This is a genomic window from Neisseria sp. P0021.S006 (assembly GCF_051956895.1).
The window spans coordinates 1-12,429 of the sequence record NZ_JBQCWZ010000016.1; the positions used below are offsets into that span (position 1 = coordinate 1).

Annotated in this window: 12 protein-coding genes; 10 read left to right on the top strand and 2 right to left on the bottom strand. The window is 48.6% G+C overall.

Annotated elements, in window-relative coordinates; translation table 11 throughout:
• Window positions 1-274: 274 nt before the first annotated feature.
• The 6 genes from hpnD (at window position 275) to apaG (ending at window position 5,334) form a co-directional block, all read left to right on the top strand.
• Entirely contained in the window at window positions 275-1,123 is an 849-nt protein-coding gene (gene hpnD, locus ACTHUM_RS05085; protein WP_004520626.1) for a presqualene diphosphate synthase HpnD, read from the top strand.
• Window positions 1,120-2,427 (top strand): hydroxysqualene dehydroxylase HpnE, encoded by a 1,308-nt coding sequence (hpnE, locus tag ACTHUM_RS05090; RefSeq protein WP_070695300.1) that lies wholly within the window; start codon window positions 1,120-1,122, stop codon window positions 2,425-2,427. The genes hpnD and hpnE overlap by 4 nt, the downstream gene beginning before the upstream one ends.
• Before the next feature lie 95 nt (window positions 2,428-2,522).
• The gene (locus tag ACTHUM_RS05095) at window positions 2,523-3,242 is read left to right on the top strand and encodes an SDR family oxidoreductase (RefSeq protein WP_003682583.1); all 720 of its coding nucleotides are present in this window, start codon (window positions 2,523-2,525) and stop codon (window positions 3,240-3,242) included.
• A 187-nt stretch (window positions 3,243-3,429) separates the two neighbouring features.
• Window positions 3,430-4,386 carry a thiamine-phosphate kinase gene (gene thiL, locus ACTHUM_RS05100; RefSeq protein WP_004520628.1) on the top strand — a complete coding sequence of 319 codons (957 nt, stop codon included), beginning with the start codon at window positions 3,430-3,432 and terminating at the stop codon, window positions 4,384-4,386.
• Complete coding sequence (locus ACTHUM_RS05105; protein ID WP_039862448.1) at window positions 4,379-4,867, top strand: phosphatidylglycerophosphatase A family protein; 489 nt, start codon at window positions 4,379-4,381, stop codon at window positions 4,865-4,867. The genes thiL and ACTHUM_RS05105 overlap by 8 nt, the downstream gene beginning before the upstream one ends.
• Before the next feature lie 98 nt (window positions 4,868-4,965).
• Window positions 4,966-5,334, top strand: coding sequence for a Co2+/Mg2+ efflux protein ApaG (gene apaG, locus ACTHUM_RS05110; RefSeq protein ID WP_004520630.1), 369 nt, complete (start codon window positions 4,966-4,968; stop codon window positions 5,332-5,334).
• Window positions 5,335-5,397: 63 nt separating this feature from the next.
• Here the strand turns inward: apaG and ACTHUM_RS05115 are convergent, their stop codons facing one another.
• Window positions 5,398-5,694, bottom strand: a complete 297-nt coding sequence (locus tag ACTHUM_RS05115; protein ID WP_004520632.1) for a DUF2288 domain-containing protein — start codon at window positions 5,692-5,694, stop codon at window positions 5,398-5,400.
• 270 nt (window positions 5,695-5,964) lie between these two features.
• Here ACTHUM_RS05115 and ACTHUM_RS05120 point away from each other — a divergent pair, with 270 nt between their 5' ends.
• The 4 genes from ACTHUM_RS05120 to ACTHUM_RS05135 all read left to right on the top strand — a co-directional run bounded on the left by ACTHUM_RS05120 (window position 5,965) and on the right by ACTHUM_RS05135 (window position 10,231).
• On the top strand, window positions 5,965-6,690 hold the full coding sequence (locus tag ACTHUM_RS05120) for a metal ABC transporter ATP-binding protein (protein ID WP_188208635.1): 726 nt from the start codon (window positions 5,965-5,967) through the stop codon (window positions 6,688-6,690).
• A gap of 76 nt (window positions 6,691-6,766) precedes the next feature.
• The gene (locus tag ACTHUM_RS05125; protein ID WP_003747573.1) at window positions 6,767-7,642 is read left to right on the top strand and encodes a metal ABC transporter permease; all 876 of its coding nucleotides are present in this window, start codon (window positions 6,767-6,769) and stop codon (window positions 7,640-7,642) included.
• A 79-nt stretch (window positions 7,643-7,721) separates the two neighbouring features.
• Complete coding sequence (locus ACTHUM_RS05130; RefSeq protein WP_049323129.1) at window positions 7,722-8,627, top strand: metal ABC transporter solute-binding protein, Zn/Mn family; 906 nt, start codon at window positions 7,722-7,724, stop codon at window positions 8,625-8,627.
• Window positions 8,628-8,893: 266 nt separating this feature from the next.
• Entirely contained in the window at window positions 8,894-10,231 is a 1,338-nt protein-coding gene (locus tag ACTHUM_RS05135) for a sodium-dependent transporter (RefSeq protein WP_049344650.1), read from the top strand.
• A gap of 127 nt (window positions 10,232-10,358) precedes the next feature.
• Here the strand turns inward: ACTHUM_RS05135 and ACTHUM_RS05140 are convergent, their stop codons facing one another.
• The gene (locus ACTHUM_RS05140; RefSeq protein WP_004520636.1) at window positions 10,359-12,335 is read right to left on the bottom strand and encodes a TonB-dependent copper receptor; all 1,977 of its coding nucleotides are present in this window, start codon (window positions 12,333-12,335) and stop codon (window positions 10,359-10,361) included.
• Between the last annotated feature and the right edge of the window lie 94 nt (window positions 12,336-12,429).

The following is a 12,429-nucleotide window of genomic DNA, read 5'->3' on the forward strand; positions in this document are numbered from 1 at the left end:
TAGAAGATAAAGGGAAGAAAGATATGTACTTAAAGGCATTTGACAGAAAATGGGATAGGGCAACTGTGCAGAGGGGCTACTCCTTGATACAGCTGCTGGTGGTGATGCTGCTGGTTTCGATCTTGGCGACGTAAGATATTAGGCCGTCTGAAAGATACTTAAGATTAGCTTTCAGACGGCCTTGTTGTAAGATGAATTTTTGATATTGGCGTACTTTTTTAAATACAGATAAAATCCCTGCTAATTATTTATAACGATATTTTTAGGATACACAGTGCTTGCTTTGGATTATTGTCATCAAAAGGTTGCCGAAAGCCATTCCAGTTTTTTATCCGGCTTTCGTTTTTTATCGGTAGAAAAACGGAATGCGATCACTGTTTTATACGCTTTTTGTCGCGAACTAGACGATGTAGTTGATAGCTGTACCGATCCAAATGTAGCTCAGATAACGTTGAACTGGTGGCGCAGTGATTTGGAGAAAGTGTTTAATAATGAGATGCCTGAGCATCCCGTTCATCAGGCTTTAAAAGATATTCGGGAAAATTTTGACTTGCCGAAGAATGAATTTGAGGCCTTGATTGATGGCATGCAGATGGATTTGGAGCAGGCTCGTTATGGTAGTTTTGATGAATTAAAGCTGTATTGTCACCGTGTTGCCGGAGTTGTGGGGCGTCTTATTGCGCGGATTTTAGGTTTTTCCAATCTGAAAACTTTGGAATATGCGGACAAAATGGGCTTGGCTTTGCAGTTGACGAACATTATTCGTGATGTGGGCGAAGATGCGCGACAAGGAAGAATTTATCTGCCGATAGAGGAAATGCAGAAGTTTGACGTACCTGCCAACGTAATTATGCAGTGCAAACCGACAGAAAATTTTGCACAATTGATGCAGTTTCAAGTGAATAGGGCGCGTGAAACTTATCGTGAAGCGATGTTGCTTTTGCCGGCTGAGGATAAGAAATCACAAAAAGTCGGCCTGATTATGGCGGCTATTTATTATGCGTTGTTGAATGAAATTGACCGTGATGGTGCGCAAAATGTGTTGACTTATAAAATTGCGATTCCTTCTCCCCGTAAAAAACGTATTGCTTTGAAAACTTGGCTGTTTGGATTTAAACCATGAAGACTAAGCGTCCAAAAATTGCTGTAATTGGTGCCGGTTGGGCAGGTTTGTCTGCGGCGGTTTCCCTGATTCATCGAGCCGATATTTCTTTGTTTGAGGCTGGGAGACAGGCTGGCGGTAGGGCGCGTAGCATAGCTGGGAAAGATGGTGGATTCAGCTTTTTGGATAATGGGCAGCATATCTTGTTGGGTGCGTATCATGGTGTTCAAACTTTGATGCAACATATCGGCGTTCAACCTGAATCAGCCTTTTTACGCCAGCCTTTGCGATGGTACATTCATGAGGGATTGCAGTTTCAGACGGCCTCTCTGCCTGCGCCTTGGCATTTGCTTGTCGGTATCCTGCGTGCTAAAAATCTTTCTTTTTCATTGAAAATCAAATTGCTGTCGGATATGTCGGCATTGCAACGTTGGGCTGATCATCATAAAACCGATTTGACGGTTGCAAAGTGGTTGAGAACACGAAATGTTCCGCGCAGCCTGCTTGGGCAATTTTGGCAACCTTTGGTTTGGGGTGCTTTAAATACGCCGTTAGAACAGGCATCGTTGCGCATTTTATGTAATGTATTGAATGATGGCGTGTGGTCTGAAAAGGCGAACAGCGATTATCTTTTGCCTAAGCAGGATTTAGGGCGGATCGTAGCCGAACCGGCTTTGGATTTTCTGCACAAGCATGGTGCAGAAATACATCTTGAAACTCGTATTTCCCATTTAAACCATCATATCGATGGCCGAGTTGAAATCAATGGCGAAGTATTTGATGCGGTTGTTTTGGCTATTGCACCATATCATGTTGACGCACTTCTGCCTGAAGATACGCCTGACTATATTCAGACGGCCTATCAATCGTTGCATTACCATGCGATTACTACGGTTTATTTGCGTTATGCACAAGCAGTCAAACTACCTGAGCCTTTAACGGGATTTTTTGATGGTGCGGCGCAATGGGTGTTACATCGGGGGGCGTTGGGTTTGCCGGATAATGAAGTCGCGGTCGTCATCAGCGTTTCCGATTACACCGAGGCACGGAAGGATAAAGATTTAGCCGAGAAAATTCATGCGGACATTAAGCGGATTTGTCCGGATTTGGGTACGCCTGAAGCCGTACGCATTATTACTGAAAAACGCGCGACTACGGCGGCAACGGTTGATTTTGTACAACCTGATTTCTCATGGTTGCATCATCGCCGTATTTATCCAGCCGGCGACTATCTCCATCCGCGTTATCCGGCAACATTGGAAGCTGCGGTTCAGTCGGGCTTTGCTGCGGCTGAAAAACTTATGCTGGATTTGCGGGTTGAATAAACTGAGGCCGTCTGAATGTTCAGACGGCCTTTTTGACTTTACAAAACTTACCAAGCCGATACAATATCCAAAACCATAAAGTTCAAGGAAAAGTCATGACGACATTAGCGAACAAAACCATCTTGATTACCGGCGCATCCCAAGGCTTGGGCGAGCAGGTTGCCAAAGCCTATGCGGCTGCCGGAGCGACTGTCATTTTGGTGGCGCGTCATCAAAAGCGTTTGGAAAAAGTATATGATGCCATTGTGGCTGCGGGCAGCCCTGAGCCGTTTGCCATCTGCTTTGATTTGATGAGCGCGGAGGAGAAAGAGTTTAAGCAATTTGCGGAGACTATTGATGAAGCGACCGGCGGAAAATTGGATGGCGTGGTACATTGTGCCAGCTATTTCTATGCCTTGTCGCCATTGGATTTTCAAACCGTATCGGAATGGGTCAACCAATACCGTATCAACACCGTTGCGCCTATGGGTTTGACCCGTGCGCTGTTCCCATTGTTGAAGCAATCCGAAGATGCTTCTGTGATTTTTGTCGGCGAAAGCCACGGCGAAAAACCGCAAGCCTATTGGGGCGGTTTCGGTGCCTCCAAAGCTGCGCTCAATTATTTGTGTAAAGTGGCCGCGGACGAGTGGGAACGTTTTGACAACCTGCGTGCCAATGTTTTGGTGCCGGGCGCCATCAATTCGCCGCAACGTATTAAATCGCATCCGGGCGAATCGAAAAGCGAACGTAAAAACTACGAAGATGTCCTGCCGCAATTTATTTGGTGGGCAAGTCAAGAGAGCAGGGGGCGGACAGGCGAAATCGTCTATCTGTAAATCTACCTGCTCAGAGTGGTTTGAGAACATGAGGCCGTCTGAAATCTATATTTTCAGACGGCCTTTAACTTATTGAGTTTTATATCTAAATAATGTTGAAGTGTAATGTTTGACGTTTTAGCAGGCAAACATCAGGCTGGCACAAAATTAGATATAGTAATCTAAGTTATAGTTGTATTGGATAAATATGACGGAATTTGACTTTATCAGACAATATTTGCAGCGACAAAAATCGGAAGGTTTGATTTTGGGCATAGGGGACGATGCCGCTATTATTCGCCCAAGTAACGGATTTGATTTATGTTTTAGCGCTGATATGTTGGTTAAGGGCAGACATTTTTTTGAAGATGTTTCACCTGAAGATTTGGCATGGAAAATGCTTGCAGTAAACTTATCCGATATGGCCGCTATGGGTGCCAAACCACGTTGGGTGTTGCTCAGTGCTGCGCTGCCTGAATTGAATCAAGACTGGCTCAAACGTTTTTGCGATAGCTTTTTTGCTTTGGCCGCGCGTTTTGATACGGTGTTGATTGGTGGCGATACCACCAAAGGCGATTTGGTCTTTAATGTAACAATAGTAGGTGAAGTTCCGACAGGGAATGCCCTGCGGCGTGATGCGGCCGAAGTCGGCGACGATATTTGGGTATCGGGTCGGTTGGGTTTGGCTGCCGCTGCTTTGAACAAACATCTGGGGCATTATCAATTACCGTCTGAAATCATGGCAGTTTGCGATGATAAATTGCTCCGTCCGGAACCGCGCGTTTCATTGGGGCAGGCATTGTTGCCGTTTGCCCATGCCGCGCAAGATGTTTCAGACGGCCTGGCTCAAGATGTGGGGCATATTTTAAAAGCCTCTGCTGTCGGGGCGGAAATATTTGCCGATTGTGTGCCGTCGTTGCCTGAATTGAAAAACGTTTTGTCGCGCGAACAATGGTTGTCGGCGGTATTAGCCGGCGGCGATGATTACGAACTGATTTTTACTGCTGCTCCAGAAGATAGGGAACGCGTTTATCAGGTAGCGGAACAAAGTGGCGTACCGGTCGCCCGAATTGGTAAAATGACTGACTCAGGCCGTCTGAATATTTTGGATGCCGAAGGCGGCGTATTGGAACTGACTTCTTTAGGATTTGATCATTTTGGCTGAACGTAAACCTACTTTTTCTTGGCTGTTGCACAAACCATTGTGTTTTTTAGGATTCGGTTTTGGCAGCGGCTTGTCGCCGGTTGCTCCGGGTACGGCCGGAACGCTGGCAGCATTACCTCTGGCTTTTGTATTGTGCCTGTTGGGCATAGACGGCTGGATATTGCTTTTATTGTGTATCGCCTTGTTCTTCTGGGGTATCCGCATTTGCGGTTATACCGAGAGGGAGCTGGGTATTCAGGATTACGGCGGTATCGTCTGGGATGAAATTGTCGCGATGCTGTTGGTGCTGTCGCTGATTCCGTTTAAATGGAGCTGGTGGCTGGCGGCTTTTGTTATTTTCCGCTTGTTTGATGCGTTGAAACCATGGCCGATAAAATGGTTTGACCAATGGATTCATGGAGGTTTAGGCATTATGCTTGATGATTTGATTGCGGCTGTGATGACCTTGATGGTCTTGGGCCTGTTTTATTGGATCGCGTGATGCGTTTTAAGTGTTTCGACCCTTTGCAAAAATAGGGCGGGCACGCCGGAATTATCCGGATATTGAAATAAAATAAATACCATACGGGGTAAACAATTATGAATGAAATCGAGATTAACGTGGAGCCGCGTTATATGGCCGGTCAGAGCGACGTCTATCGCGACCGTTACGCCTTCAATTATCTGATCACCATCTGCAACCGCAGTGATAAAATCATTACTTTGCGTCAGCGTTTTTGGGAAATCACCGACGGACACGGTGAGACAGAGCAGGTCGGTCATGTTGGCCTGATTGAAGAGCAACCTGTTTTGTACCCGGGCGAAGCCTATGAGTACAACAGCGGTTCGCAAATCAGCACGCCTTGGGGCAGTATCGAAGGCGCGTATGAGTTTGAAGACAGCATCGGCAAACGTTTCGTTATCGGGGTGCCGAAGCTTGAATTCAAAGCAGGCTTTACTTTGCAATAGGTCGTCTGAAAAATAAAACCGGAACATGGGAAATGTTCCGGTTTTATTTTTCAGACGACCTTATCAGTCTTTGCAAGGCTGTACCAATACCCACGGCGCTACGACAACCGCCCACATTTCCTGCTTATCCGCTAAAAATGTGCGTGCCATATCATCGCTGATGGCACCGAATTTGCCTTGTTCCATCCATTGTTTCAATGGCGCGGCTTCATCTTCGGCAACATGACGGGCGACGGCAATCAAATCCAAATCGGGCGCAACATAGACGGCGGCACCGCGTGCGAAGTGGGGTTGCAGCTCTTCCCATGAAATGCGGGCGGTTTCGGTATTGAGTTTTTCGTTTAAGAGTGGAATAGACATAGGACAATCATCAAATAAAAAACGGATTGTAACCGATATTCGGCCTTTTGCCCGATGCCGTCTGAAAACGAAAGAAATTTACAGGGTTAACGTTATACAGTATCATTTTAATGTTTTAATTTTCTTTCAGACGGCCTGTTGTCCGTATTTGGACAAGGGCGGTTTTAGGCTTATGAATTCTGTATTGTTGACCGGATTGCTGCAAAGGCTGCTGATTGCGCTTGTCGCATTGGCGGCGTTGTGGGCTGTATATTTTTGGGCGGTATCGCCATGAGTATCGTGGTGGAAAATCTGACGGTCAGCTATCAGCGCAGGCCGGTGGTGCACCATGTCGATATGGTGTTTGAAGATGGCAAAATGTGGACGATTTTCGGGCCGAACGGCGCGGGTAAATCGACCCTGCTCAAAGCCATTATGGGCTTGCAGAAGACGGATACGGGCAGCGTGCGCTATGAAAATATGGCACGCAAGGATATTGCCTATCTGCCGCAGCAGTCGGACATTGACCGCAGCCAGCCGATGACGGTGTTTGAACTGGCAGCGATGGGGCTGTGGTATGAAATCGGCTTTTTCGGGCGTGTGAACGCGGCGCAGAAAAAGCGCGTGATGGTGGCTTTGGAACGCGTGGAAATGCAGGATTTTGCCACGCGCCAAATCGCGCACTTGTCCAATGGCCAATTCCAACGCGTATTGTTTGCGCGGATGCTAGTGCAGGATGCCAAATTTTTGCTGCTGGATGAGCCGTTTAACGCGGTGGATGCGCGGACGACTTATGCGCTGTTGGAAGTTTTGCGCCAGTGCCATCAGGACGGTCAGGCAGTGATTGCCGTGTTGCATGATTACGAGCAGGTGCGGGCATATTTTGCCAACACGCTGCTTTTGGCGCGTGAAAAAGTGACAGCCGGTGCGACGGAAAATGTGTTGACCGATGAATTTTTGGCACAGGCCAACCGAATGATGCAGAAGCAGGAAGCGGCCGATTGGTGCGCGGTTTAATGGACAAGGCCGTCTGAAAGTAAGTGTTTTTCAGACGGCCTCAGGCTTTCAGAGATTAATAAAAAAGCGATAAAACATGGATTTATATGATTTGGTCGTCGCGCCGTTCGTCGAATTCGACTTTATGCGCTATGCCCTGGCGTCGATTTTCTGCCTGGCATTGAGCGCGGCGCCTGTCGGTGTATTTTTGGTGATGCGCCGCATGAGTTTGGTGGGCGATGCCTTGAGCCATGCGGTTTTGCCCGGTGCGGCCATTGGCTATATGTTTGCCGGTTTGAGTTTGCCTGCGATGAGTGTTGGCGGTTTTGCAGCCGGTTTGCTGATGGCTTTGTTGGCCGGTTTAGTCAGCCGGTTTACTTCATTGAAAGAAGATGCGAACTTTGCCGCATTTTATTTGAGCAGCCTCGCCATCGGTGTGGTTTTGGTCAGCAAAAACGGCAGCAGCGTCGATTTGCTGCATTTGCTGTTTGGCTCGGTCTTGGCGGTGGATATTCCGGCTTTGCAGCTGATTGCCGTTTCTGCAAGTGTCACTATTTTGCTGATGGCGGTCATGTTCCGCCCGCTGGTGTTGGAAAGCATAGACCCTTTGTTCCTCAAGGCTGTCGGCGGTAAGGGCGGCTTTTGGCATGTGTTGTTTTTGGTACTGGTCGTGATGAATCTGGTTGCCGGTTTTCAGGCATTGGGTACGCTGATGTCGGTCGGTTTGATGATGTTGCCGGCGATTACTGCCAGACTGTGGGCGAAAAGCATGGGTTGGCTGATGATTTTGTCGGTCGCATTGGCTTTGCTTTGCGGCTTGGCAGGATTGTTGTTTTCCTACCATATCGAAATCCCGTCCGGCCCGGCGATTATTTTATGCTGCGGCACGCTTTACCTGATTTCCGTCGTGTTCGGTTGGGAAGGCGGCATTTTGGCAAAATGGCTGCGCCGCAAGAAACACCGCACGGCATGATTTTTCAGACGGCCGCTTGAATAATCAGACAGTCTGTCTTATGATGATGTTAATGTTACGTTATATCACTGGAGAGAATATGAAACATTGGAAACTCGGCATCGTTGCCGCATTATTGACCGGTGCCGCTTATGCCGCTCCGTTGCCTGTTGTCACCAGCTTCAGCATTTTGGGCGACGTGGCCAAACAGATTGGCGGCGACCGCGTGGCCGTTCAAAGCTTGGTGGGTGCCAACCAAGACAGCCATGCCTACCACATGACCAGCGGCGACATCAAAAAAATCCGCAGCGCAAAATTGGTATTGCTCAACGGCTTGGGCTTGGAAGCCGCCGATGTACAACGCGCAGTTAAACAAAGCAAAGTGCCTTTCGCCGAAGCGACCAAAGGCATTCAGGCTTTGAAAGCAGAAGAGGGCGGCCATCATCATGACCACGATCATGAAGGCCATCATCACGATCACGGCGAATTTGACCCGCACGTTTGGACCGACCCCGTCTTGATGGGTACTTATGCGCAAAACGTTGCCAATGCGCTGATTCAAGCCGACCCTGAAGGCAAAACCTACTATCAGCAACGTTTGGGCAACTATCAAATGCAGCTGAAAAAATTGCACAGCGATGCGCAGGCTGCCTTTAATGCCGTACCTGCCGCCAAGCGTAAAGTCTTGACCGGACACGATGCGTTCACGTACATGGGCAAACGCTACAATATTGAATTCATCGCCCCTCAAGGCGTGAGCAGCGAAGCCGAGCCGTCTGCCAAACAAGTGGCTTCCATCATCCGTCAAATCAAACGCGAGGGCATTAAAGCCGTCTTTACCGAAAACATCAAAGACACGCGCATGATTGACCGTATCGCCAAAGAAACCGGCGTCAATGTCAGCGGACGTTTGTATTCCGATGCACTGGGTGGCGCACCGGCCAACAGTTACATCGGCATGTACCGCTACAATGTCAAAGTTTTGACTGATGCCATGAAAAAATAAAACGGTTTCAAGATAAAGGCCGTCTGAAACTTGGAAACAAGGTTTCAGACGGCCTTTTATATGCTTATTTTTAAAACAAATCGTCAAATTTAAAATATAAAAATTAGTTTTGTGCTATTAAAAGCTTAATTATCAAAAATTCATGCCAATTTGCTTGATAAGTACGCACCATCCGTGCGAATTGCTTATCGGCTGTCCGTCAGCCACTCACGGCTTGACTTCACCCTGTTACAATTCGGCATCTTCACGTTTCTTAAACTTACATCATGAGCAATCATTCGTCTTGGTCATCCAAAATCGGCTTTGTGCTTGCTGCGGCAGGCTCGGCCATCGGTTTGGGTGCAATTTGGAAATTCCCTTATACAGCCGGTACCAACGGCGGCGCCGTATTCTTTCTTTTGTTTTTGATTTTCACCATTTTGGTGGCTTTACCGGTTCAACTGGCTGAGTTTTACATCGGCCGTACAGGCGGTAAAAACGCCATTGATTCCTTTAAAGTATTGCGCCCGGGTTCGCAGTGGCCGTGGGTCGGCCGCATGGGTGTGGCCGCGTGTTTTATTTTGCTGTCGTTTTATAGCGTGGTCGGCGGCTGGGTATTGAACTACGTCGTGCACAGCTTTACCGGTGAAATTCATGCCGGCGCAGACTTTGAAGCCTTGTTCGGCAACACGATTTCTTCACCGTTTGGTTCGCTGTTTTACCAAGGCTTGTTCATGCTGATTACCATTTGGGTGGTTAAAGGCGGCATTTCAGACGGCATTGAAAAGGCAAACCGCGTGTTGATGCCGGGTTTGTTTATCCTTTTTATCGCGCTGGCTATCCGTTCGCTGACCTTGCCCGGCGCAATGGAGGGCGTGGCATTCTTGTTGAAACCGGATTGGTCGTATTTGAAACCGGGTACGATGCTGACTGCTTTGGGTCAGGCATTTTTTGCGTTGAGTATTGGCGTGTCCGCGATGATTACCTATGCCTCGTATTTGGGTAAGGATCAGGATATGTTCCGCTCCGGCCATATGATTATGTGGATGAACCTGTTTGTGTCGCTGCTGGCCGGTTTGGTGATTTTCCCTGCGGTATTTGCCTTCGGTTTTGAACCCGGCCAAGGCCCTGGTTTGATTTTTGTCGTGTTGCCTGCGGTCTTCATGAAAATGCCGATGGGTACGTATTTGTTTGCCGTGTTTATGCTGTTGGTTGTCTTTGCGACGCTGACTTCCGCGTTTTCCATGCTGGAAACCGTTATCGCGGCAACCATCCGCCAAGACGAGAAAAAGCGCAGCAGCCACGCTTGGGTAACCGGTATTGCGATTTTCATAGTTGGTATTCCTTCGGCGCTGTCATTTGGCGTTTGGGGCGATTTTAAGATTTTCGGAAAAACTATTTTTGATTTGTGGGACTTCATTATTTCTGCCGTCATCATGCCGATTGGCGCATTGAGCGTTGCCGTGTTTACATCATGGGTTCAGGACAAACAGTCTGTCCTGCGTGATGCGGGCATGGGCAGCACCATTCCGAAACAGCTGCTTTACCTGTGGTTGGGTGCGCTTCGCTATCTTGCGCCGATTGCGATTATTGTCGTGTTCATCAACTCTTTGGGTTTGATTTAATCCGATAGAGAGCAAACAGTCCGGCGTTGCATTGTTTCGCCGGACTGTTTGTTTAAAAACATCATTAAAAATATTAAGGCCGTCTGAAAATTTTTCAGACGGCCTTTTTATATACGCATGAGGCTGATTAGAACTTCGCTTGCAGTCTCAGCCATGCAGTACGGCCGGGTTCGTTCACGCGCATGGTTTGTGTACCGGCAGACGGGTCGCCGCCGCGGCTGACGAATTCAGCATAGTTTTTGTTGAACACGTTGTCCACGCCACCTTGTAATGTGGCGTATTTGCTGAATTTCCAACCAGCGTTGAGCGAGAGTACGCCAAAGCCCGAAGAAGCGCCGATGTCTTGGCCGACGATATTGCCTTGGCCTTTGCTGTAACGGTTTTGTTTGGCCACGACGCGCCATAATGCGCCCGCACTGAATTTGCCGTTGTCAAAGGCGAGGGTGTTGTTCCACTCGAGCGGTGGCGTTTGTGCCAAAGGTTTGCCGTCGGTACGGTTTTTGCCGTGGGTGTAGGCGAGGCTGGTGCCGACTTCCCAGTTAGGCGCAAATGTCCATTTGACTTCGGCTTCGCCGCCAAAGCGTGAAGCGTTGATGTTGCGCACGTTGAAAATCTTGTCTTTGCTCTCCATCATGATGAAGTCTTTGATGTCGCTGCCGAATACGGATACGGATGCGTGGAGATTAGGACGTTTCCAGATTACGCCTGCATCGATTTGGCGGTTTTGCTCTGCGCGGATGGCTTTGTTTTCAGAGTGCAGGCGTTCCCAGTAGTCAGGCGCGCGTTCGGCAATGCCGAATCCGGCATAGTATTTCAGACCGTTGTCCGTATTTCTTTCCCAACGCAGGAAGCCTGAGTTCAAATTGAATTTCTGATGTTTCAAAACGGGGTCGGTAACACGCGCGGTATCGTAATGCGCTTTGACTTGGTCATGGCGAAAACCTGCTACCCAGCGTTGATTGTCGGTTTGTTGCCAAGAGGCTTCGGTGAAAATACCCCATTGTTTGAAACTTTGGTTGGGCATGTAAGGCTTGTGGCTGTAGCCGTCGCCGCCACGCTCATGACGCGCGACGTGGACGTCGTCCAAATAATCCAAACCGGTTTGCAGGTTGAGCTTGTCCCAATCGAAAGTGGCTTTCAGACGGCCTGTATCGGTATTGCGTTTAGGGTTGTTGGCATTTTTAATCTGCTTGCCGGCAGGATTGTAGATGGTACGCAGGCTGTATGTGTCCATCACGTGGTCGATTTCGCTTTTACCGTAGCGCAGTTCCAACTCGCTGAACCATGGTGTGAGGTTGCGTTGGGTAAAACGGATATTCCACGCATCACGGTCGAATTTGCTGCCGTCCATCATGCGGTCGGCGTAGGCAACCTTGGCTCTGCTGCGCTCGTATGTGCCGGCAATGGTGGTGTTTTCTGTCGGAGTAACACCCAGTTGCAACATTTGGCTGTCGCGTTTGAAGTGGGAGTGAATGCGGTTGCCGTCGCCGTCTTTGTAATCGTCGGCTTCGTTATGGGAGATATTGGTACGGACATAGCCGTATTTGCCGCCGAACTCGGCTTCCAGCGAGCCGTCAAGGCGGTCGTTGCTGCCTGCTGTCAGGGTGGCGTTAATATTGTAAGGTTTCTCAGTGAAATCAGGATCTGTACGGATAAATTGCACTGAGCCGCTGACCAAACCCATGCCTTGGGTAACGGTTTGCGGGCCTTTAGTAACCACGACTTTATCAAATGAATTGGGGTGGATATAGGCAGTCGGCGGGTCCATGCGCATACCGCAACCGCCATAAATAAACTGATCGTCGGCATTGACGGAGAGGCGCGAGCCGCCCAAACCACGGAACAGCGGATCGCCCGAGCTACCTCCTTTACGGATGATGCTCATGTTGGGCACGGATTGTAAAAGGTCTGCCCCGTCTCCGGCAGGGAGGGGTTGCAAAGCAGCTTTGGGGTTGAAAGTAACGCGGTTGGCTTTTTGTTGTTGTGTGCCGGTGACGGTGACAGGGGAAAGGGTAACCGTTTCTTCAGGTGTAGGATCGGTATCTGCCCATGTTTGGGATACGGCTAAGGTAATGGGTAAGATAAGTAATGGTGGGTATTTCATATTGTTTCTCTCTATTATTAGGAATTATGTTAACTAATACCTAAGTATTATACATAAAGTCTAGTTAAATAGAAGCAGCGGGATTTTAATCTAA